Origin of the sequence: Mucilaginibacter angelicae, assembly GCF_042434235.1 — a bacterium.
Classification (GTDB): domain Bacteria; phylum Bacteroidota; class Bacteroidia; order Sphingobacteriales; family Sphingobacteriaceae; genus Mucilaginibacter; species Mucilaginibacter angelicae.
Genome location: NZ_JBHLTS010000070.1, coordinates 1 through 23,592, shown reverse-complemented (window position 1 = coordinate 23,592; position 23,592 = coordinate 1). Strand labels below are relative to the sequence as shown.

20 protein-coding genes are annotated in these 23,592 nt (G+C 42.6%); 12 read left to right on the top strand and 8 right to left on the bottom strand.

The window, feature by feature from the left end; genetic code table 11:
* The first annotated feature begins 19 nt into the window (after positions 1-19).
* Positions 20-403 (top strand): DUF1634 domain-containing protein, encoded by a 384-nt coding sequence (locus ACFFGT_RS22425; RefSeq protein WP_377024751.1) that lies wholly within the window; start codon positions 20-22, stop codon positions 401-403.
* A 39-nt stretch (positions 404-442) separates the two neighbouring features.
* Positions 443-670: a KTSC domain-containing protein gene (locus tag ACFFGT_RS22420; protein ID WP_377024750.1), complete on the top strand. Its 228-nt coding sequence runs from the start codon at positions 443-445 to the stop codon at positions 668-670.
* On the opposite strand, the gene ACFFGT_RS22415 is transcribed toward ACFFGT_RS22420, so the two are convergent.
* A complete protein-coding gene (locus tag ACFFGT_RS22415; RefSeq protein WP_377024749.1) occupies positions 667-3,111 on the bottom strand; it encodes a TonB-dependent receptor domain-containing protein in 2,445 nt (814 codons plus the stop codon). The two genes, ACFFGT_RS22420 and ACFFGT_RS22415, sit on opposite strands and share 4 nt — an antisense overlap.
* Before the next feature lie 287 nt (positions 3,112-3,398).
* Here ACFFGT_RS22415 and ACFFGT_RS22410 point away from each other — a divergent pair, with 287 nt between their 5' ends.
* A complete protein-coding gene (locus ACFFGT_RS22410) occupies positions 3,399-4,715 on the top strand; it encodes an alpha/beta fold hydrolase (protein ID WP_377024748.1) in 1,317 nt (438 codons plus the stop codon).
* Between the two features lie 133 nt (positions 4,716-4,848).
* Here the strand turns inward: ACFFGT_RS22410 and ACFFGT_RS22405 are convergent, their stop codons facing one another.
* The gene (locus tag ACFFGT_RS22405) at positions 4,849-5,319 is read right to left on the bottom strand and encodes a DinB family protein (RefSeq protein WP_377024747.1); all 471 of its coding nucleotides are present in this window, start codon (positions 5,317-5,319) and stop codon (positions 4,849-4,851) included.
* A gap of 146 nt (positions 5,320-5,465) precedes the next feature.
* On the opposite strand from ACFFGT_RS22405, the gene ACFFGT_RS22400 reads away from it, so the two are divergent.
* Positions 5,466-7,247: a DUF885 domain-containing protein gene (locus tag ACFFGT_RS22400; protein WP_377024746.1), complete on the top strand. Its 1,782-nt coding sequence runs from the start codon at positions 5,466-5,468 to the stop codon at positions 7,245-7,247.
* A gap of 83 nt (positions 7,248-7,330) precedes the next feature.
* Here the strand turns inward: ACFFGT_RS22400 and ACFFGT_RS22395 are convergent, their stop codons facing one another.
* Complete coding sequence (locus ACFFGT_RS22395; protein WP_377024745.1) at positions 7,331-7,573, bottom strand: hypothetical protein; 243 nt, start codon at positions 7,571-7,573, stop codon at positions 7,331-7,333.
* Positions 7,574-7,725: 152 nt separating this feature from the next.
* Between ACFFGT_RS22395 and ACFFGT_RS22390 the strand changes: the two genes are divergently transcribed.
* On the top strand, positions 7,726-8,646 hold the full coding sequence (locus ACFFGT_RS22390; protein ID WP_377024744.1) for a DUF6263 family protein: 921 nt from the start codon (positions 7,726-7,728) through the stop codon (positions 8,644-8,646).
* 70 nt (positions 8,647-8,716) lie between these two features.
* Here ACFFGT_RS22390 and ACFFGT_RS22385 read toward each other — a convergent pair whose 3' ends face one another.
* The 3 genes from ACFFGT_RS22385 to ACFFGT_RS22375 all read right to left on the bottom strand — a co-directional run bounded on the left by ACFFGT_RS22385 (position 8,717) and on the right by ACFFGT_RS22375 (position 10,474).
* The gene (locus tag ACFFGT_RS22385; RefSeq protein ID WP_377024743.1) at positions 8,717-9,052 is read right to left on the bottom strand and encodes a hypothetical protein; all 336 of its coding nucleotides are present in this window, start codon (positions 9,050-9,052) and stop codon (positions 8,717-8,719) included.
* A gap of 22 nt (positions 9,053-9,074) precedes the next feature.
* Positions 9,075-9,683: a TNT domain-containing protein gene (locus tag ACFFGT_RS22380; protein ID WP_377024742.1), complete on the bottom strand. Its 609-nt coding sequence runs from the start codon at positions 9,681-9,683 to the stop codon at positions 9,075-9,077.
* 164 nt (positions 9,684-9,847) lie between these two features.
* Positions 9,848-10,474, bottom strand: a complete 627-nt coding sequence (locus ACFFGT_RS22375) for a TNT domain-containing protein (RefSeq protein ID WP_377024741.1) — start codon at positions 10,472-10,474, stop codon at positions 9,848-9,850.
* A gap of 154 nt (positions 10,475-10,628) precedes the next feature.
* On the opposite strand from ACFFGT_RS22375, the gene ligA reads away from it, so the two are divergent.
* From ligA to ACFFGT_RS22345, 6 genes are all read left to right on the top strand, one after another.
* Positions 10,629-12,641 (top strand): NAD-dependent DNA ligase LigA, encoded by a 2,013-nt coding sequence (ligA, locus tag ACFFGT_RS22370; protein WP_377024740.1) that lies wholly within the window; start codon positions 10,629-10,631, stop codon positions 12,639-12,641.
* A 131-nt stretch (positions 12,642-12,772) separates the two neighbouring features.
* Positions 12,773-13,003 carry a hypothetical protein gene (locus ACFFGT_RS22365; protein ID WP_377024739.1) on the top strand — a complete coding sequence of 77 codons (231 nt, stop codon included), beginning with the start codon at positions 12,773-12,775 and terminating at the stop codon, positions 13,001-13,003.
* 83 nt (positions 13,004-13,086) lie between these two features.
* Complete coding sequence (locus ACFFGT_RS22360) at positions 13,087-15,537, top strand: DUF5686 and carboxypeptidase regulatory-like domain-containing protein (protein ID WP_377024738.1); 2,451 nt, start codon at positions 13,087-13,089, stop codon at positions 15,535-15,537.
* A 146-nt stretch (positions 15,538-15,683) separates the two neighbouring features.
* Positions 15,684-16,382: a hypothetical protein gene (locus ACFFGT_RS22355; RefSeq protein WP_377024737.1), complete on the top strand. Its 699-nt coding sequence runs from the start codon at positions 15,684-15,686 to the stop codon at positions 16,380-16,382.
* Between the two features lie 133 nt (positions 16,383-16,515).
* Positions 16,516-17,895: a M16 family metallopeptidase gene (locus ACFFGT_RS22350; RefSeq protein WP_377024736.1), complete on the top strand. Its 1,380-nt coding sequence runs from the start codon at positions 16,516-16,518 to the stop codon at positions 17,893-17,895.
* 17 nt (positions 17,896-17,912) lie between these two features.
* Positions 17,913-19,244 carry a M16 family metallopeptidase gene (locus tag ACFFGT_RS22345; RefSeq protein WP_377024735.1) on the top strand — a complete coding sequence of 444 codons (1,332 nt, stop codon included), beginning with the start codon at positions 17,913-17,915 and terminating at the stop codon, positions 19,242-19,244.
* A gap of 120 nt (positions 19,245-19,364) precedes the next feature.
* On the opposite strand, the gene ACFFGT_RS22340 is transcribed toward ACFFGT_RS22345, so the two are convergent.
* The gene (locus ACFFGT_RS22340; RefSeq protein ID WP_377024734.1) at positions 19,365-20,471 is read right to left on the bottom strand and encodes an AI-2E family transporter; all 1,107 of its coding nucleotides are present in this window, start codon (positions 20,469-20,471) and stop codon (positions 19,365-19,367) included.
* 285 nt (positions 20,472-20,756) lie between these two features.
* Positions 20,757-22,238, bottom strand: a complete 1,482-nt coding sequence (locus ACFFGT_RS22335) for a glycine--tRNA ligase (protein ID WP_377024817.1) — start codon at positions 22,236-22,238, stop codon at positions 20,757-20,759.
* A gap of 483 nt (positions 22,239-22,721) precedes the next feature.
* Here ACFFGT_RS22335 and ACFFGT_RS22330 point away from each other — a divergent pair, with 483 nt between their 5' ends.
* Positions 22,722-23,387 (top strand): ferredoxin reductase domain-containing protein, encoded by a 666-nt coding sequence (locus ACFFGT_RS22330; protein WP_377024733.1) that lies wholly within the window; start codon positions 22,722-22,724, stop codon positions 23,385-23,387.
* The last annotated feature ends 205 nt before the right edge of the window (positions 23,388-23,592 follow it).

Genomic DNA, 23,592 nt, shown 5'->3' with positions numbered 1-23,592 from the left:
CTAATGAACAAATGAACCAATGACTAAAAAGTTTAAGGATACCGATATGCAGGCCATAATAGGCTGGATACTGCGCGCAGGGGTGCTGGTATCAATGAGCATTATTTTTATTGGCGGGGTTATTTACCTGTACCGGCATGGACAAACCCATGTTGATTACAGCAAGTTTGTTGGTGTGCCCGATTTTGTAAGTAATCCCGGCGCAATTATCCATGGTGTATTTACTTTACGCGGCCGGGCAATTATACAGGCGGGTATAGTTTTGCTGATAGCCACGCCGGTTATCAGGGTGTTATTTTCGGCTATTGGCTTTATTATGGAAAAGGATTACCTGTATACGGCTATCACCTTAATAGTGCTGCTTATTATTTTAGCAAGCATGATAAGCGGCCACGCAGGATAATATTTAAAACCTTTTTGCCTTTATCATATTATATTATATATGGAGAGGCATTTTGTACAATCATCGGCTTTAAACAGCATTGGTTATGATCGGGACGCCAGGATACTTGAACTTGAATTTCGGGAAAATGGCGGTGTATGGCAATACTTTGGTTTTCCGTTATCTACCTATAAAAAATTTATTAGCGCCGAATCGCTTGGGAACTTCTTCGTTACCCGTATAAAAGGCAAATACCCCGAGCTAAAAGTTAGGTTTGGGCATCATTAGTTTCCGGTGCGGCGGCGCTCATCGTCATTCCCTGTATTACGCTTATTGGCCGATTTAACAGTGCTTTTGCCGAAACGATAGCTGAAGTTAAGCCTTACAATACGTGTATCCCGCTTATTTACTTCTGATAGATCGATGTTTTGATAGCTGGCATGGTTGCGGCCCCTGTCGGTATTAAATACATCGTTTACTGTTAGTTTAAGCGTAGCACGTTTATCTAATATTTGCTTGCTGATGCCTGCATTTACTGCATAGCTGGCCTTTAACTCATTGATGCCATATATGGTTGGCGTTTCATATCTGCCTGATATTTCGCCAAGCAATGTATTGGTGATGGTAAAGTTTTGTGTGCTGCCAAAAATAATATCCTGCTTGCCCCTGTCAAAATCTCCATTTCGCGGATAGGCCTTGTAACGAACATAAATTGCATCAAGGTTAAAACTACCCGACCACCACCTGGTGAATTGCACCGGTGCATAAAATGAAGCACCGTAAACAAAGATCTGCCCAAAGTTTTTGCGGAAGGTTACATTAACCTTGGTCGAGTCGTTTTGGTAGTACACCGGGAAATCATAAGCATTATTGGTAACGGTATAATACAATTCGGTTGAAAAGGTTTGATCGTAAGTATGGGAGATCTGTATGGTATTGGTGTATTCGGGTTTGAGTTGCGGGTTACCGGCGCGGTAGTCATACAGGTCGGTATAATACAAAAATGGGTTTATATCTTCATAAAGCGGCCTGTGAATGCCACGGTTATAACTGATGCCAATGATGTTCTTTTTATCGGCTTCGTAGCTTATTTGAGCCTGCGGAAAAAGATTGAAATAATTGTAGGTGTTTACATCAGGAATGTTGTCATTTAGTCCCCATGATTTACCGCTTGCATGGGTGTTTTCGGCACGTACACCTGCCGTAAGATCCCATTTGCCAATTTTATTAATATAGTTGATATAGCCTGCGCTCACTGCTTCAGTATAAAGAAACCTGTTGCTGAAATTTGGATCGGCCTGGTATACGTTGTTTATTTTGGGGCCAAAAACAAGATTGTTGTTGCTGCTGGCATTATTGTACTTGATTCCGGCTTCCAATCGTGAGGTCTTAGTCAGCGGATTTACAAAATCGATCTTAGATGTCCAGATATGGATATCTGATGGCGATAGATTTTCCAAATCAAGGTCGTTACGGTAAGTATTGCCCGCCGGGGTAAAAAAGCTATTGGTAATAAACTCATTGGAGTGGCGGTGGTAAGTTGAATAGTTGCCATCCACCGAGATACTTCTGCCGCTTTTATCCAGTACAGCGTTATAGTTGATATTGTAATTTAAGTAGCTGCTGCCCCTGTCAAGGTTTGACCGGGCCCTGATTATCGAATCCAGTTTACTTTGGTTGCTGATGTACAGGTCATTATTTTTTGCGAAGCCATCTTCCCTGATAATACCGCTTACCAAAAAACCTATAGTTTGCTTAGTGTTGATGGAGTAATCGGCTCCTAATTTAAAATTGTGGTTAGTGGTTTTTTGGATATTATTATAATCAACATCGTAATTGCTCAGGATATCGTTATAGGTAATATTTCGGTTGGTTGTAATGGTGCGGGTACCTTTGTTGTTATCGTAAGTGTAATTGCCAAAGATATTGAGCTTACTTGTGCGGTTGTTGAAAACAATGCCGGCGGTACTTTTATAATACTTTCCATAACCGGCCATGGCGGTTATGGTACCGTTGGTGCCCAGGTTTTTACCTTTTTTTAAGATGATGTTGATAATACCGCCTCCCGATGCATCATATTTAGCCGATGGGCTGCTGATCATTTCAACCTGGTCGATAGTGCTGCTTTGCATACTGCGGAGCAGGCTGGTAAGGTCATCGCCGGTAAGGTTAGTGGGTTTGCCGTCGATGGTTATTAACGCAGCCTGCCTGCCGTTAATGCTTAAAGTTTCGTTGCTGTTAACCCGTACCCCCGGCGACTGCCTCAGGATATCAAAAGCCGAATTGCCCTCGGCCAGGATGCTGTTTTGTACACTCAAAACAATTTTGCCGGGCTTTACCTCAATGTAAGGTTTCCGGGCAACAACTTTAACTTCCTGCAGCTGATTATCTGAAAGTTTTAAAACAATATCGTTGGCAGTTATTTTTTGACCAGCGGTAACCTTATACGGCCCGGCATAAACTTTTACATATCCTATTTTACTAATGAGTACTAAATAGCTGTCGGGCTGCAGTCCGGTAAACTCAAACTGGCCGTTTTTATTTACCAGGTTTGATTTTAATATCGAGGAGTCGGAGGCTGTAAGCAGTACGGCGGTAGCAGCTTCGGCGGGCTGATTATTTTCAGTTAAAACTTTGCCTTGTATTATTGAAGATTTTGTTTGGGCAAACGAAATACAATACATTCCTGTCAGGAATGCAAAAAATAAGCCTGCTGTTAAAACCCTCATTAATTAGTAGATGTAGACGTTTGCTATGGTTTAAAAGATTATAAAATTCACCGCAATATAATACAATATATATAAAACTATATGTATTGTATTGATATTTTAACTATATAATACAAAACAATGTTGCAACATGAGTATGGAATTATGTTGAGTAAAAGGTTTTACATTATTACACTTAAATATTGTTTGCTAAAACGCATGCAATGGCATAAATAAACAAAACAACCTGATTTTTTCTTTATTTTCGGCCTCAATACATCATCGCATTGTATATTGACCGTTATAACATGAAAAAAATTTGTCTGTTTATATTAGTTACCTGTTTTGCAGGGAAATTGTTTGCACAAATGCCCCCGGCCAATTATGCCACGGCCTTAAATAAGTTTAAACAGCTATACAACAATAACCAGCCGGATAGCGTGTACATCATGTTTAGCCCCGAAATGATGAAGGCTCTTTCATTAGCCGATTTCAAGAGCACGACATTACAGCTGAAAACACAATTAGGTTCATTGTTGCAGGCTGATTTATCAAGTTACGAAACGCCGATAGCACACTACAAGGCCACATTTCAAAAAGGTGTTTTTTTGTTAAACCTGTCGCTGAATGCTGATAACAAGTTTACAGGCCTGTCATTAACGCCATATACGGCTCCAACTGCAACTACTGCTGCAGCCCCGGCAGCAGGCACAGCTATAGCTACGGATCCGTCGTTAACCGAGTCGCCTGTTGTAGTTAAAACTTTACTGGGTTCCATATCAGGAACATTAGCGATGCCAAAGGATGCCAATGGTAAGGTGCCGCTGGTATTGATCATTGCGGGCTCGGGCCCTACAGATAGGGATGGCAACAGCCCTAAATTGGGACTGCATGCTAATATTTACAAAATGATAGCCAATGAACTGGGCAAAAAAGGTATAGCATCATTGCGTTATGATAAACGTTTGGTTGGGCAAAGCATCACGTCCATTAAAGAAAACGAGATCAGGTTTGAGGACTATGTGGAGGATGCATCCGCCCTGCTTAACACGTTTGTTAGTGATGAGCGTTTTTCCCGCATCATTATTCTTGGGCACAGTGAAGGCTCGTTGGTGGGTATGATGGCTGCTTTTGATGAGCCCATAAAAGGCTTTATATCTGTAGCCGGTGCAGGAGATTCGGCCGATAAGATCCTGACCGAGCAAATGAAATCACAGCCTGCATTTATATCAGATGGGTTTAACCGCATGCTGGACAGTTTGAAGAGGGGTAAAACAACTGATAATATAGATCCGGCGCTGTACTTTATTGCCAGGCCAAGTATTCAGAAATACCTAATGTCGTGGTTCAGGTACAATCCTCAACGCGAGATCAGGAAGGTAAAAGCACCGATCCTGATCATACAGGGAACAACAGATTTGCAGGTAACTGTTGGCGATGCAGAGAAGCTGAAAAAAGCAAAATCCGACGCTATACTTACCATTATCCCCAACATGAACCATGTGCTGAAAGAGGCCCCGGCCGATAAGGAGAAGAACAAGGCTACCTACAACGAGCCCGATTTGCCATTGAAACCGGAGTTTGTTACGGCGATAATTACGTTTGTGCTGAAGACAACGAAGTAAGCCCCCCTTTTTATACTTATAAAATCCCGTCATTGCGAGGCACGAAGCAATCCCCGATTTGCAGGTGCGCCCTGTATAGTTCGCGATTGCTTCGTGCCTTACAGCAATGACGGATGGAGGTGTCCGTTTTATTCTACCATGCCCCCAATAACCTCCTGATCATAATGATCTCGGCAACGTGATAGGCATTATGATCAGCTACCTGTAGTGCTTCGCGAAGGATGGTTTGTCCATCGCCATGCGGAATTTTTATATAAATATCTTTGGTTTTTACCATGTCAATCAGCGCTTCCAGGTCATCGTCAATTTGTTTAAGGCATTTATCCCAGGCTTCATCATTTTTAGGTGCAAGTTCCTTCGGCCAGTAATCCTCAGGCCAGTTTGGCGATTCATGGCTGCCGTCTTTGCTAAACTCCACCATATCCCATTGCGCTATGCGGATATGCTCAACCAGTTGCCATATGGTATAGGGCAGCTGGTCAACTTTAATGCCGCGAAGTTTTGGTGGCAAACCATCAAGGGCTTTTTTCAGACCGGCATGGGCGTTGCCGCCTTGCAGCAAATGCGCAATTTCATCAATTAAAACTTTATGTTCATTATTCATAGGCAAATCCAGATTGTAACCGCTATTCGCACCCCCTTCAGGGGGCCGGGGGGCTAAATGTTTTTAAAAGTAACAAATTCATCGCCGGTTTGATTTATTTGGCTTAAATGTTTTAAGTTTATGCTTCATTGTAAAACTCATCAGTTGTGATCAGAAACATATTCTTAAAATTAGCACTCGCCGTTGTTTTATTTATAGTTGCCCTTACCGGCTGTAAAAAAGAAGGGGGTAGTGGCACCGGCCCGTTATTAGGTAAGGACGATGCCGCTTTTGTTAAATATGAGAATACGTTTCTGGATAACTTCTGGAAACTAAACCCCGATTGGGCTACATCGGCAGGTTATCATAAATACGACAGCCTGATGGTGCTTCCTAATGAGCAAAGCCGTGATAAACTGGTAACCTTTGCCAAATATCAGGTTGATTCATTGAGCCGCTTTGAAGTAAATAGCCTGTCTGATGCCAATAAAATAGATTACAAGATCCTGCAAAATCAGCTTGAATACCTGCAGTGGCAGGTACGCCAGTTAAAGCAGTATGAGTGGGACCCATCGTCATATAACGTTATCGGTACGTTTGCTTATATTTTGAACGAGCACTATGAGCCTTTGCCTAAACGTTTACGCCATTTTTATCAGCGTATGTCGTTTATTCCGCAGTATTATAAGGATGCCGAAAAGCAGATCAAAAACCCGGTGCTGGAGCTTACCAGCTTAGCTATAGAGCAAAACCTGGGTGGTATGGATGTGATAGGAAAGGACTTTGCCGATTCGTTGAAGAAAAGCAATATCCCCAAAGCCGAGCAAAAGTTAATGACCGACAGGGCAGCGCAAAGCGTTGTGGCCATTAAAGCTTATGCCGACTGGCTTAAGGCGTTGAAAAACGATCATCCAAGAAGTTTCAGGCTGGGTAAGGATTTGTATGAGGATAAATTTAAATACGAGATTGTAGCCACCAACACTGCCGAAAAAATTTACAATGCCGCAGTTGAGCGTAAAAAATACATCCACCGCGAAATGACTAAGATCAGCAAGCAGCTTTGGTCAAAATACTTTGGTAAACAGGCTGCACCTGCCGATAGTTTGCTGATGATAAGCCAGCTGATAGATACCATTTCATCAAAGCATGTTAAGCCCGAAGATTTTCAATCGTCAATTGAGCAGATCATCCCTAAGCTTAATGCCTTTGTTAAAGCTAAAGACCTGTTAACGCTTGATCCGTCAAAACCATTGATCATCCGCAAGGAACCTGGTTATATGGCAGGTGTGGCGGGTGCTTCCATGAGCGGCCCCGGCCCTTATGATAAAAATGGTAATTCGTATTATAATGTAGGCAGCCTGGCCGGTTGGAGCAAGGAAAAAGCCGAAAGCTACCTGCGCGAATACAATAATTATATTTTACAGATCCTGAGTATCCACGAAGCCGTACCTGGACATTATGTGCAGGGCGTATATTCAAACAAAGCCCCAAGTATTATTAAAGCTGTGTTTGGTAATGGCGCCATGGCCGAAGGCTGGGCAGTATATACCGAACAGATGATGCTGGAAAATGGCTTCGGCAATAACGAGCCCGAAATGATGCTGATGTGGTACAAATGGAACCTGCGATCGGTATGTAATACCATTTTGGATTATAGTGTACACAGCGGCAGTATGAATAAGGATGAAGCCATTAAACTGTTAACGCGTGAAGCTTTCCAGCAACAGGCCGAAGCCGATGGGAAATGGAAACGTGTTAGCGTTACCAGTGTTCAGCTTACCAGTTACTTCACCGGGTATAAAGAGATCATTGATTTGCGGGATGCCTATAAAATAAAAATGGGCGATAAGTATAAACTGAAGGAGTTTAACGAAAAGTTTTTAAGCTATGGCAGCGCCCCGGTTAAATTTATAAGGGAAGCCATGCTGGCCAAAACCAGCGGAAATTAATTGATAGTCCACGGGGATAAACTCATGGACTATGAACCATGAGTTTATTTCCCATGAACTATCAAAATCTTTTTATTAACAGCTTACGCGTAATGATTTTTTATCTGGCGCTCAAGTTGGGTCATAATGTCTTTTTTCAGCTTGCCTTTATAACAGGTACAGGAGCCCTTATTCAGATTAAGTTCGGCAATAATTTTGCCCTGGTCAACCACGCGGAATCCTCCTGCTTCGTTGGGTAAAACGGCCACAATACGTTCATCTTCTCCCGAAAAATTAATCAGCACATGAAACTGGTGCTGTGGTATAAATGCTATTTGCTGTAACATAAAAACCTCTCTTTCCGCTAAATAAGTGTGTCAAAAAAATAAGAGTTGAGCGTAGTATAAAGTTAACGAAATTGTTTTTAATTAATTGTTAGGAATTTTGAGTTTTTTGCGATGGATATTATAATATATTTAGCGCTTACATATCACAGATCATGAAGAAAATTTTGTTTGCCGGTGTACTGGCAATAATATCAATTGCGGCCCATGCTCAAAAAGTAAAACCAGCTCTGAAATTAACCAAAGGAGACACCTACTACCTGGTTACCTCATCCGTTTCAGAAATTAATCAAAATATGAATGGGCAGGCAAATAATATTAACCTTAACGTGGGAAGCAAGCTCTCGTTTAAAGTTTTAAATGCCGATGATTCTTTGTATTACATGGAAGTTAATTATATGATTTTGACTATGAAGATGCAGTTACCTACAGGTAATGTAGCATTTGATTCCAATAAAAAAGATGCTGCAGACGTGGTATCCAGTCTGTTGGCAGGTTTAACCAATAAGCCTTTTACCGCACGCATTACCAAAACAGGAAAGGTTCGTGCTGTTGATAATATCGAGGTTATGATAAGCTCCGTAATAGATGGTTTTCCGCAGGCGCAGGGAGTGCAAAAAGAACAATTAAAAACCCAGCTTTTGCAAACTTTTGGTTCGGCCACCATAAAAGGTAATATAGAAATGATAATGGCGATATTCCCTGACAAAGCTGTTTCAAAAAATGATGAGTGGCATGTTAACACTGATATTGGCGGCACAATGGCTGCAAAGCTTGCATCGGTTTACAGGTTGGTTGATGTTACGCCGCAAAACTATGTTATTCATGGTGAGGCCAGCATTAACAGTGATCCGGCCATTGATTATAAGGCTATGATGGGAGTGGCTATGAAATATAATATAAAGGGTACTATGGTATCTGATATTAAAACTGATAAAATTACCGGCTGGGTTACCGAGTCAAATATAAAACAGGTAATAGATGGTACTATTGATATCAAGGACAGTCCCCAAACTCCAGGCGGGCTTAGTTTCCCGATGAGCGCTAAAACAGAAACGGTTATTACAGCTAAGTAAGCTCATAATCTTAAAAGTAAAAATCCCTGCCGAAGCCGGCAGGGATTTTTTGTTGGGTAAGTACCCGGCATTACAGCTCCCATATCCCTTCAAGGTAAAGCTTATACCTGGTAGGCTGAAACTCGCCATAAGCAAAAACAGCAATGGTATTTCCTTTTTTTGTGTAGTATAAACGGAGCCTTTCGCTGCCCTTGTATAAATTAAGAAAGTCGGCATTAAAACCACCTGTTTTTACAATGGTTTCAAAGTCATCAGTGGTAATTACCTTTCGCAGATCTTCAAAATTGTTGTTGGCAAAATCATTGAACTTTATACTCCCGGCAGGCAGGCTAAAGGATTTATGCACAGCCTCTGCTTCGTCTCCATCAAACAATAATGATTTTGTTATTTCATATTTTGTGATCATATTTTAATAGTATTCTCGTTTTTTATTGTTTTACTTCTTCTATGTAACCACCTGTCTTGAGGTCGTTAACAGTGGCAGGTACTTCGTATTGGATACCTAAACCAGGCTTGCCAAACCATGGGATGATCTTCCCTTGCCTCACTTTGGCTATTGCTTTTAAAACTTTATAAATTTTATAGGGTTTGGTCAATGTATTATCAGGCAGCGCGCGCATAGGGAAAGGTACACCTTTTGGCGATACAAAAGTACCCTTATCCTGGAAAGTACCAGTAGAATCGGTATAACCTCCGTAACGGTCAATCAGCACACCTTTTGGTAAGGTAACTATTACCAGGTTTACGGCGCCCCGGTTTGGCGGCCAGCCGCCGTTAAGGTTGTTCCTGGTGAAGAATTTTTCGAGCGCTGCCCATTTCTCTGTTTTAAAGAACAACCAGGCTGAGTCGGCAAGAGGTTTTTTTGTGCTGTCGGCAAAATCGGCTACGGAGCTTTTAAAGTCATCGTAAGTAACACCACGTACCGGGAGGTGATGCCCTTTTGCAGCGTGATGTGCAGCTTTTAATGGTTTGGTTTGTGCCGTTGCCAGAAAAGGCATCAGCATTACGGACAGGATCAGCAATCTTAGTGTTTTCATTCGATGTAGTTTTTGGTTTGATAAAGCTACATCACCCATCGCTTTTATGAAAGGGAATTATTGTATTTATTTTATTCATATTATATGTTACTATCGAAATGTATTTAATATGAGAAAAGGCCCTACAGGGGTTGACAAGTAGAGCCTTCAAAATTTGATGTTTGTTATTGCTTAATCTCTACAAGGGATGTATCCTTTCTTAAAGATTCAATATCTTTTTTTAGCTTATATTGAATGCCTAAACCAACCTTACCGTACCACGGAATGGCGGGGCCTTTTTTAACACTGTCAATAGGTTTATTAACTTTATAAACGATATATTGGTACTTATTATTAGTAATTGAACGTTGTTCAAAACTTACTCCCTCCGGAGCAACAAAATCACCGAGATCAGGACTATCATAACAATTACTGTCACTGTAACGAAAACGACTGATTATTGTACCCGTATCTAATTTAATTATTTCTTGGGATACAAAGCCAAAATTAGGAGGGCGTCTTTTATTTAATTTCTTGATATCGAATAATTTTTCCAATTCGCTCCATTTTTTGTTTTTCCATAATAACCATACACTATCCAAAAGAGATTTGTTTTTATCATCAAATTCTTTTACCGATAGCTTAAATGCAGAATAACTTACTCCTCTCGTCATAGAGGTATCCAACTTGGTTTTTGCGATAGTTAATAAATTTTTAGATTGATAGAAAGACTTTTGTAAATGACGCTTCTGAGCATTTACGAGGAACGGCATGAGCAGCATTCCCAGCAGAAGGATGTTTATTTTTTTCATGGTTTTAAGGTTTTAAATAAAGTTAACTATAGCTTAGAGCTTATGGGGATATTTATTATTTTTTTTTGATGTTATTTAATTGTTTATCAGTTTGTTATTGTGCTGTCGGTTGTTTAGGAAGAATGGAATAAAGGAAATTATTACCTTCGTAGCTATGTCATCAGCTGAAGCAAAAAAACAAATAGAGGCATTAACGGCCGAACTTAAACAGCACACCTATAATTACTATGTGCTGGCTATGCCAACCATTTCTGATTTTGATTTTGATAAAAAACTGGAGTTGCTTAACCAGCTCGAAAAGGAACACCCGGAATTTGCCGATCCTGATTCGCCAACGCAAAAAGTAGGCGGGGATATTACCAAAGAGTTTGTAACGGTTAGGCACCGCTGGCCAATGCTGTCGTTAGGTAACACCTATAACGAGCAGGAACTGCTTGATTTTGACCAGCGTATCCGCAAAGCTATCGGTGATAATTTTGAGTACGTATGCGAGCTTAAGTTTGATGGTTTAAGCATGAGCCTTACTTATGAAGATGGCAAACTGGTACGGGGCGTTACCCGTGGTGATGGTGTGCAGGGTGATGAGGTAACCACCAATATTAAAACCATTCATACCATACCAAAGCGCCTGCATGGCGAGGGATATCCCGCCTATTTTGATATCCGCGGTGAGGTATTTATGCACCGCAAAGCTTTTGACAGGCTTAATAACGAGCGAATTGAAAACGGAGAGGTACCTTATGCCAATCCCCGCAATTTTGCTTCGGGTACGGTAAAAATGCAGGATTCGGCCGAGGTAGCTAAACGCCCGCTTGATTGTTTCCTGTACTTTTTATATACCGAAAAACCATTGTTTAAAACCCATTGGGAAAGCCTGCAGGCTGTTAAAACCTGGGGCTTCCATACCAACGAACATAGCGAGCTTTGCCCGGATATTAATTGCGTACTGGAGTTTATTAACAAATGGGATAAGGAGCGCTTTAACCTGAGCTACGATATTGACGGCATTGTTATTAAAGTAAATAATTACTCACAACAGCAGGAGCTTGGCTTCACAGCCAAATCGCCGCGCTGGGCTATCTCCTATAAATTTAAGGCCGAGAGGGTAGAGACCGAACTGCTTGAAGTGACTTACCAGGTTGGCCGTACCGGAGCAGTTACCCCTGTTGCTAATTTAAAGCCTGTATTACTTGCCGGTACCACGGTAAAGCGCGCAACACTGCATAATGCTAATGAGATCATTCGCCTTGATTTGCATGAGGGCGATACAGTTTTTGTTGAAAAAGGGGGTGAGATCATCCCTAAAATCATCAGCGTAAACCCCGAAAAGCGTAAGGCTGATGCCGTGCCTGTTGTTTACCGTACTACCTGCCCCGCTTGTGATACGCTGCTTGAGCGCAAGGAAGGCGAAGCTGCATTCTATTGCCCTAACGATGAAGGCTGCCCGCCACAGATTGTTGGAAAAATGCAGCACTTCATCGGTCGTAAGGCTATGAATATTGATGGCCTTGGCGATGAAACTATCGAAACATTGTATGGCAAAGGGTTTATAGGCCACATCAGCGATATTTACGAGTTGCATACCCACGCTGTCGAGTTGAAACAGATGGGCCGTTTTGGTGAAAAATCAATCAATAACATGCTTGATGGTATCGAGGCATCTAAAAAAATGCCTTTTGAAAAAGTGCTGTTTGGTTTAGGTATCCGCTACGTAGGTGAAACAGTAGCCCGCAAGCTGGCTTTCCATTTTAAATCGATAGATAAACTGATGGAGGCTTCGGTTGAAGAACTGACAGCTGCCGAAGAGATAGGCGAAAGGATAGCCCAAAGTATAACCGAATATTTTGCAGGTGACGTTCACCGGCAGGAAATACAAAAACTAAGGGAGCAGGGACTACAGTTTATTGCCGAAGAAAAAGAAGTTGTGCTGGCCAGTGAAAAACTTGCCGGGATGAACTTTATTATCTCCGGTACTTTCGAGAAATTTTCGCGCGATGAGTTGAAAGATATCATTGAGCAAAACGGCGGAAAGATTTTGAGCAGTATTTCAGCCAAACTGAATTACCTGGTTGCGGGCGATAATATGGGGCCTGCAAAGCTTGAAAAGGCTAATAAACTCAATATCCCCATCATTGGTGATGAGGAACTGATGGAATTGATCAAATAAACATTCCGGGTTTGTTTATTTTGTTCATTGAAATAAAAAAATAAAATTTTCAGTTCAAAATTTATGTAATTTGCCTTACCCAAAAGGGATCCCCATAATTAATTAAACGCATCACGTTCGAGTAATTTACTATGGAAAAATTTATACCGATACAAGCGAATATTTTTTGCGAACCGTGCAAAGAATGTGGGGAAAGGCCAGTTATAGAGCAGGTTAAAGCTAACTTTATTGTGAGGTGCCCTAAAAGCAAATCACACTATCATACAAAACCCGGCCTTGTTGATATTAAGGACTGGAACATCAAAAATAAACCGCATCCGCCACTTGGCAATAAAGAAACTTCAAAGAAAAAGGCATCCTAACCGGGTGCCTTTTCACATTATTTAACAATTTAGCGTTGTAACAATTAATTAATAAGTTTCATCTTAGCATAAACATCTGCTAAATGAAGCCAGCCTTAGTTGCGTTATTTTTAATTCTCAGTATTCCCTTATATGCACAACAATTCAGTATTAGCGGCAAAATAACCAACGAAGAAGGTAAGCCAATCCCCTTTGCATCCGTATTTATAAAAAACACCACTACAGGAGTATCAGCCAACAGCGAGGGGACGTACCTGCTGCGTTTAAATGGCGGCAGGCACGAAATTCAATACAAGGCAGTTGGCTATGCGCAGCAAAGCAAAATTGTAAACCTTGCTGCCAACCAGGTGATCAACATCAGCCTGCAAACAGAAACCTACCAGCTTAAGGATGTCACCGTACATGCAGGCGGAGAAGACCCGGCCTATGCTATTATGCGCAAGGCTATTAAAAAACGCAAAACCTATCTTAACGAAGTAAAAGCCTATACCTGCGATATTTACATCAAGGGCTTGCAAAAATTGTTGGCTGCGCCCAAAAGCTTTATGGGTTTTGACGTGCAAAAGGCTACCAGCGAAGCCGGGCTCGATTCAAACCGCCGCGGGATTGTTTACCTTTCCGAGTCGGAATCAAAATACAGTTTTATCAGGCCCGATAAGGTGCATGAGGAGCAGGTATCCTCAAAAGTATCGGGCCGTAACAGGGCGTTCAGCTTTAACCGGGCGTCGGATATGGCGGTTAATTTTTACCAGAATTATGAAACATGGCAGGGTATGAGCAATCGCCCGCTGGTATCGCCGGTGGCCGATAACGCTCTATTTTATTATAACTATAAATACATTGGTACCTCGGTAGAGAACGGCGAAACCATCAACAAGATCCAGGTGATCCCCAGGCGGGCGCACGATCCATGCTTTGAAGGGTATATTTATATTTTGGACGATAGCTGGCGCATTTATGGTTTGCAGCTTTACATTACTAAAAAGGCTAACATCAATTTTGTTGATACCCTTAAAATTAATCAGCAGTTTTTCCCGGTGAGCGAAAAGGTATGGATGACATCATCGGTTAAATTTGAATTTACAGGAGGTTTGTTTGGGTTTAAATTGGGAGGATATTTTATTTCGATCTATAAAAACTACAACCTCGATCCTGCGTTGAGCAAAGCCGATTTTAATGAGGTGCTCCGGATCACCAAAGGTATCAGCAAAGATACTGCATACTGGAACCAGGCCCGACCAATCCCGCTCACAGGTGAAGAAGTTACTGATTACACCAATAAAGATAAGCTTGCCAAAAAACGCGAATCGAAAGAATACCTCGACTCGCTGGATAAAGCCAACAATAAATTTAAACCGGTAAACCTGTTGCTCACGGGCATCAATACCCGTAACCGCTATAAAAAGGAATATTTTCATTACGACCCTATTATCGGCTCCCTGCTTTATAACACGGTTGAAGGTTTGGCTATTGATTACGGCGCATCATACAGCAAACTAATTGATACCGTTAATAACCGCTATTTTATGCTGAACGGCAAAGTACGGTATGGTTTTTCCAATCATTTGTTCAATGCTTCGGCGGGTGCGGCAATCCCGGTATTACAACGGTTTACGCTGGGCTTAAACGGAGGATCGGATGTGGTTGACCTTAATAACCAGGCACCCATGTCGGCCTTTGTGAATACAGTTCACAGTCTGCTTTCGCAGCAAAACTTCAAAAAACTCTATCAAAAACAGTTTGCATCCGCATCGCTTTCGGGCAGGGTAACCGGTGGCTTGCGCGGCAGCGCATCAGTTGAATGGGCTAACCGTAAATCGCTGTTAAATACGGCCTCATTCAGTATTTTTGATCCGCATTCCCACCAGTTTACATCGAATAATCCAATGGATCCTGATCATAACACGCTGTTGTTCCCCGAAAATCAGTCACTCGCGGTAAACCTGCAGGTCAGTTATGATTTCAGCAACAAGTATGAAACCTATCCATCGGGCAGGCGTTATCTGCCCTCAAAATACCCGACTATCAGTTTAAATTACAGCAAAGGGATCAGCAATGTATTAGGGTCGGATGTTGATTATGATAAGATCAGCGCAGAGATCTCCAAGGCCGATATCAGCATGGGTTTTTATGGCAGCAGCTCATTTTTTATAGGTGCCGGTAAATTCCTGAATGCCAAAAGTGTTTTCTTTCCCGATTATTTCCACTTTGCAGGTAACGAAGTATTGTCATATAAACCAAGGCTAAACCGCTTCCTGCTGCTGGATTATTATGATTTCAGCACGCCTGATAAATACCTTGAAGGGCATTTTGAACATAACTTTTCGGGTTTTATAACCAATAAAATTCCGCTTATCCGCAAGTTTAAACTGCAGGAAATTGTTGATGTAAATTACCTGTACACGCCTACGCTTAAAAACTACATGGAGCTGGGTTTCGGTTTGCAATACCTCAATATCCGGGTTATGTATGGCGTATCGTACAATGGCGGTACTGAAGCAAAATCGGCATTGAGGCTGGGGATAAGTTTGTAGGCGAAAGGCATTATGTTAAATAGAATAAGGAAAACTTACGAAGTTTTTAAAACTTCGTAAGTTTGGTCGCGGCAATCTGTCAAGGTCATCTTTCAATCCTAAAAATCAAGGTTCAAAAATTCAAATCAACGGTTTAACTTTGCCACATGATCAAGAATATTTTTCCCTGCTTAATAATCATGCTTGTGGCTTTTGGCTGCACTAAGAAAAACATACCGCATTACACCATATCGAGGGTTACCAAGTCAGATACCGCTACTAAACTCACCGTTAAAATAGATGGCAGGCTTAAGTGGGCCGAGCTGCTGAGCATAACCTCGCAAATTAAGGCTGATAGCGCAAAGCTGAGCAACCTGCAGCTTTACTTTTTGCTGCCCGGTCATAATGATAAAAGTACAGGTGCCAATAGCTTTTATGCTGTTGCCCGTTACCCGCAGGGCGATAAGGTTACTATACAGGATACCACTAAAGATGCCGGTGGCAATACGGTAAGACTGAACATTGCCGGGGTAAGCGCCGAAATAGCTAAACATTTGCTTACCCTTGAACCTAAAGAACTGGAAGGCAAAAGCATTGTAGGCCGTTTTGTTGACGATAATAACCACACGCTTATTGTGCCTTTTACCGATATTGTTGGCGGTAAAAAGGAATTGTATGTAATAGAACTGGACACCGCAGGCAAAGTGGTATCAGCCACTATCCCCGAGGTTGACAACAAAGATGGTGTGGAAAAATACCTGGTCACCCACCGCGGCGATTATATCACCATAAAAGACAGTGTACTTACCCAGTACTCCGTTGATGACCTGGGCTTGCCTTATAACAGCATTAAAGCCGGTATTTAATTGCCGGTATGCAAATATGCTGAAATCACCACAGGTTTAATTTTGTGTTAAAAAATTTAGGACAGGGGGTTAAATCGTTCATTTATTTGAGATTATACCGATATATTTATAGTGTATAAAACATTGTAGATATATGAACCGAAATTTTATCAAAATTTTTGCATTAAGCGCAGCCGCAGTTTTCAGCGCTTGCATGGCTACTGCCCAAACCCGGCTGCCGGAAGGATACTTCCTGAAAACACTGCCAAACGGATTGGATGTGCTGGTTATTGAAAATGCCAAAGTACCATTAACCACCATTGAAATTGCCGTTAAAAACGGTGCCTATACCGAAGGGCCGGAATTCAGCGGTCTTTCGCACCTGTTTGAGCACATGTTTTTCAAAGCCAATAAGGATTATCCAACCCAGGAAAAGTTTTTAAAACGCACGCAGGAACTTGGCGCCATCTGGAATGGTACCACCAATACCGAGCGTGTAAACTACTTCTTTACTTTTGACAGGGATAGCCTTAAGGCCGGCTTAAAGTTCATGAACGCAGCCATCCGTTTTCCTATTTACCGCGAGGAAGATATGAAGAAGGAACGTCCTGTGGTTGACGGCGAGTTTCAGCGTGCCGAAAGTGACCCGGGTTTCCAGCTTTGGTTTGGTATGCAGCAAAAGCTGTGGGGCGATCTCATCACCCGTAAAAACCCTATCGGTATCCACGAAGTGATCAACACGGCTACACCCGAAAAAATGATGATCATTAAGGATAAATACTATTTCCCTAATAACAGCCTCCTTACCATTTGCGGCGATGTGAAGCATGATAATGCCTTTGCCCTTGCCGAAAGCATTTTTGGCGATTGGGCCAGCAGCGGTTTCGATCCGCAAACCAAGTTCCCGATCCCGGCATTTAAGCCTTTAACCAAGCCCGAATATTTTGTTAAGGAAGCAACCATTGCCCAAACTCCTTATATGGAGTTAACATGGCAGGGGCCATCTTACCCAACCGATTCGGCGGGAACGGTTGTTGCTGACGTATTTTCGACCATTGTGGGCTTAAACTCATCAAAACTGCAACAGGCATTGGTTGATAAAGGCCTGGCCAGCGGTGTTTATGTAAACTACACTACAAGTCGTTATGTTGGCCCTATTGATGTATTTGTGGTACCTAATCCTAACAAGCTTAAAGAGTGCTATACCGAGCTGATGAACCAGATTAGCATGTGGAACAAGGACGATTATTTTACCGACGAGCAAATGGCTACCGCAAAGGCTATCCTGCACCGTAATGATATTCATGCCAAGGAAAAACCATCATCGCTGCCAAGCCAGATCAGCTACCAGTGGTGCAGCACCTCGTTTAATTTTTATACCGACCTGGATGCCAACTATCAGAAAGTTACCCGTGCTGATATTAAAAAGTACCTGGAGACTTACGTAATAGGTAAGCCTTATGCTGCCGGTCTGATCATAGCGCCTGAGTTAAACAAAACAGTAAACGCGGCTTCATTTTTTGCAGCTAAGTAATTTAAAACTACCTCATCATGATGAAAAAATATATAATTGCCCTGCTGGTAGCAGCGGCTATAGGAAATACAGCTAAAGCGCAAAAACAGGCCTATGAAACCACGGTAGATGGCGTAAAGGTTATTGTACAGCCAAGCGGTAACGATATTGTTGAAGTGCAAACTATTATAAAAGGCGGCGTGCAAAACTACCCGGCTACAAAAGCAGGTATCGAATCGCTGGCGATGAGCGCCCTTACCGAATGCGGCACTTTAAAGCACGATAAAAATAGTTTTAAAGACGAACTTGATAAAGTGAGTGCAACCGTTTACGGCAGCAGCAACAAAAACTATTCGGTAGTGCGCATGAACTGTATTAAAGGCGACTTTGACATTGTTTGGCCGCTGTATGTTGAGGCTATAATCCAGCCCAAGTTTGATGAAAAGGAATTTACCCGCATTAAGCAAGATGCCATCAATAATCTGAAACAGGAAGACTCACAGCCCGATAATGCCATTGACAAATATGCCGATAAAGTGGCTTTTGCCGGTACCAACTACGCCAAAGACCCAAGTGGTACAGTACCTATCATTACTGCCTTAACCCCGGCCGAAACCAAAGCTTACTACCAATCAATACTGACCAAATCGCGTTTGGTGATAGTGGTAGTTGCCGATCTTGACCAGGCTGCTATTGAGGCTAAGGTAAAAGCAATGCTGAGCGGTATTAAACAAGGCCAGTCGTTTGCATTTAAAAAATCAACCTTCAGGACTGATAAAAACAGCATCGCCGTTGAAAAACGTGATCTGGCAACCAATTATGTTGAAGGCATTGCCAGCGGTCCTGCTGCCGGTACGCCTGATTTTAACGCCTTTAACGTAGCTATGCGCATTTTCTCGAACATGCACTTTTTAGAGGTACGTACCAACAACGGTTTATCATACGCGCCGCAGGCCTGGTTCAGTGCCGGTCAAACGTCGACAGCCCGTTTCTCCGTATCTACAACCGAGCCTGATAAATACATAGCTGTATTTGATAAGTTGGTTGACAAAATTAAACGAGAAGGCTTTAAACCCGAAGATGTAGCTGACATGAAGGTTACCTACCTTACCGGTTTCTATTATAAAAACGAAACCAACAGTGCCCAGGCATCATCAATAGCAGCAAACGAAGTATTGCATGATAACTGGAAACGCTCATTAACGCTGGTTGATGATGTAAAGAAATTAACCCCGGATGACGTAAGTAACGCCTTCCGTAAATACATCAACAACATAGTATGGGTATACCAGGGCGATCCTAAAAAGGTGAACCAATTGCTGTACATCAATGGGACGCTGCATAATGGCGAAAATCCGGTGACGCACTAATTTTTGAGGTTAAAGGTAAAAGGCGAAAGGTAAAAGGTAGCGCACCCGCGTTGATCTTTTACCTTTCACCTTTTATGTTTGGCTTTTAACCAATTACCTTCTGCCTTTTACCTTTCGCCTTTAACCTTCCTCAGGTAATACCGCCTTTTTCCTGGTTCTTGTCCAGCCGGGGCCTTTGGGTTTGGTAGGTACGGTGTCGCCAAGGAGTTTGCCCCATGGTTTTAGGGTATCAATCCTGTCGAAGATGATTTTGAGTACCGCTATAAAGGGGATAGACAGGAACATGCCCGATAAGCCCCAAAGCATATTGCCTAACAGCACTACTACAATTGACATTAACGCGTTGATCTGCACCTTTGATGATACAATGCGCGGTACCAGGATGTTATTATCAATAAACTGGATCACCATATAGGCAATGATCACCCCTAACTGTGTACTGTAACCATCTTTGGTAACGGTTGCCATCAGCACAGGCAAGGCTATGGCTATAATGCCACCGATGTAAGGTAGCAGGTTTAAAATAGCGCCTATAACGCCAATCAGGATGCCATATTTAACGCCCAGTAATACCAGCGCCAGCGAGTTCATGGCGGCTACTATCAGCATCTCAATTAATAAACCCTGGATATAGCTTTGTATGGCCGATTTGGTTTCTTTTAAAACTTCGGCAACCTGTTTAGAGTTTTCTTCAGAAAATACTTCGTAAATAAAATTTAGGAGCAGGGTTTTATAAAACAATATAAGGAAAACGTACACAGGTACAACAAATACCAACCCGAATGTGCTCAGCACGTTGCCCAGCGTTCGGCCTACCAGCGCCTGGCTATTATCCATGGCATCTTTAATAAGTTTGTCCTGCTTTTGAACGGAGTAGTTAAAGGTGGTGGCTACCCAGTCTTTAAAAGTGATGAACAGCTCAGCAAACTTCTTTTTAAGCATAGGCAGCGAATCGCCAAACTGGATGATCTGGGTAGAGAGGAAGTAGAACAGTCCCGCCAGTAAAATAGCGCCAAGCAGCATGGTTAAACCTATAGCCAGTATTTTGGGTACTTTACGCTCTTGCAGCCAGTTGCTTACCGGGTTTAGCAAAATGGCGATAAAGGCGGCAAAAGCCAGCGGGATCATAACATCTGCCAGTTGGGCAAACACATAAACCAGTAATATCAACCCAAAAAGTATAACAGTACTTTTAAGGTAAAAGGGGTATTCTTTAACAGCAGGCATGGATGCAGGGTTTTGTACACAGAAAGGAACAAGATAAGCAATTGTTTGCTTTACTGATAAATGGGAGGTTTTATGCTGATGGATTGGGGTGTCCGTCCGCTGGGGGGATGGATGGTTGTTGGCCGTGGGAGTGGACAGGGGGAAACCAAAAACGTCATTGCGAGGTACGAAGCAATCCCAAACTATACAGGGCGGACCTGCTTATCGGGGATTGCTTCGTACCTCGCAATGACGTTTTGGAGAATATTTCAGCTTGTGGTTGGTGTTATCACCGCACCACTTTACTTATGCTAACACATTCCTCCAGCTAACCAGATCGCCGATGATCTTATCCAATTGATCGGCGGCTACGCGCTCCTGTGCCATGCTGTCGCGGTGGCGGATGGTTACGGTGTTATCTTCTAACGTCTGGTGATCTACCGTAATGCAGAATGGTGTACCAATAGCATCCTGCCTGCGGTAGCGTTTACCGATGGCATCTTTTTCTTCGTACTGGATGTTGAAATCAAGCTTCAGTTTATCCATGATCTCGCGGGCTTTTTCGGGCAGACCATCTTTTTTGGTAAGCGGGAAAATAGCGGCTTTAACCGGTGCCAGGCATGGGTGCAGGCGTAATACGGTACGGCTGTCCTGTTTCTCTTCAGTGCTCAAGTCTTCCTCTTCGTAAGCGTTGATCATGGTAAGCAGGAACATCCTGTCTAAACCTATCGAAGTTTCAATAACATACGGTACGTAGTTACCGTACGGTTTGCCTGTTTCAGGGTCAACTTCAGGATCGAAGTACTGCAATTTTTTGCCCGAGAATTTTTCGTGTTGGCTTAAATCATAGTTGGTACGGCTGTGGATACCTTCAACTTCTTTAAAGCCAAACGGAAATTCAAATTCAATATCAAAGGCTGCATCAGCATAAAAAGCAAGCTTGGCATGTTCGTGGTAGCGATATTTGGCAGCATCGGTACCCAAAGCAAGGTGCCATTTCAAACGGGTTTCTTTCCATTTATTAAACCACTCTTTTTGAGTGCCGGGGCGAACAAAGAATTGCATTTCCATTTGTTCAAACTCGCGCATGCGGATAATGAACTGACGGGCAATCACCTCGTTACGGAAAGCCTTACCAATTTGTGCAATACCGAAGGGGATTTTCATCCTGCCCGATTTTTGCACGTTAAGGTAGTTTACGAAGATTCCCTGTGCGGTTTCAGGACGCAGGTAAATGGTATCGGCATCATCAGCCACGGCGCCCATCTGGGTGCTGAACATCAGGTTAAACTGGCGTACATCTGTCCAGTTGCGGGTACCGCTTATTGGGTCGGCAATTTCATGTTCCAGGATCAGCTCTTTCATGCGCGGCAGGTCTTCGGCTTTCAGGGCCTCGTCCATATCGTGCTGTAGTTTTTCTGCCTTATCGGTTTTGCCGTCTTTGCTGTAGCGATCTATCTTGTCTTCCAGCAGCTGATCGGCGCGGTAGCGTTTCTTTGAGTCTTTATTATCGATCATCGGGTCGCTGAAGCCATCAACGTGACCGCTTGCTTTCCAGATCTTAGGGTGCATAAATATGGCCGAATCAATGCCCACAATGTTATCATTCATTTGCACCATGGCTTTCCACCAGTAGGCTTTGATGTTGTTTTTGAGTTCGGCGCCGTTTTGGCCGTAATCATAAACTGCGCTTAAGCCATCATAAATCTCGCTGGAAGGGAAAACAAAGCCATATTCCTTGGCGTGTGAAATAACATTTTTAAAAAGTTCGTCGGTTGATTTGCTCATAATAGCTGCAAAGATAATTTTTGATTTCGGATTTGGGAATTTCGATTTCGGATTTAGCTGATTTGCTGTGACAAGGGGGATTTTAACCACGCCGTGGCTTTGGGCCTGCAGTGATACTAAAGCCATATCGTTGCCTGAGCTCAAGTTTGTGGGATGGCAAAGGTTGTATTAGCGGAGTCACAAGTCTGCCCTGCAGTATCCTGCACACAAGACTTGCGCCAAAGGGGTGGATAAATGGACTTGGCGGAGTCACAAGTCTGCCCTGCAGTATCCTGCACACAAGACTTGCGCCAAAGGGGTGGATAAATGGACTTGGCGGAGTCACAAGTCTGCCCTGCACTATCCTGCACACAAGACTTGCGCCAAAGCTAAAAGCGAAAGGCAAAAAGCATAAAATTATAATATTCAAAGCCAAATTTATTTTGGTTAAAACCAAATGCAGATTAATGTCATTACTATTAAAACCAATTAACAAGTAAAATTATGGAGCAGATTGTCAGAATACTGGATATACACCCGGTTACCCATGACGTTAAGCAATTTATTATTGAAAAGCCCGACGGTTTTATCTTTACACCCGGGCAGGCTACCGAGATATCCATTAACCAGGAGGGCTGGACAGATAAAAGAAACCCTTTTACCTTCACGTGTCTTAACGACGAGCATTATCTGCAGTTTACCATCAAGATATACAACGATCATCAGGGTGTAACTAACCACTTAGGGCAGCTTCATGTAGGTGATGAACTGATATTGCGCGAAGCCTGGGGGGCTATTGAATACAAAGGCCCGGGTTATTTTATAGCAGGCGGGGCGGGCATAACACCCTTTATAGCTATACTAAGACAGTTGAACAAGGAGGGGGCTTTGGCCGATAATAAATTATTCTTCTCCAACAAAACGGATGCCGACATTATACTGGCCGATGAACTCAAAAGTATGCTGGGAGAAAATGCGCTGTTCACTATCACCAATCAAAAAGACAGCATGCATGATCAGCGACGTATTAATGCTGATTTTTTGAAAGCCGAAGTAAAGGATTTTTCTAAACACTTTTATGTATGCGGCCCTGATGCAATGGTTGAGGAGATCAGCGGTTTATTGGCTGAGCTGGGTGCAGGTACAGAATCGGTGGTGTTTGAAAGATAGGGCTAAATAATCGTCATTGCGAGGTACGAAGCAATCCCCGATAAGCAGAGCAGCTATGCAAGAGCCTCTGTACAGTTCGCGATTGCCACGCTGCGCTCGCAATTGTACAGGTTTAGTAATTCGGTAACAGAATCAGGTATTTTATTTGTTGTTTACGGATGCCATTTCAATAGGTTTTTTACCATTAATACCCTGATGAGGCCTT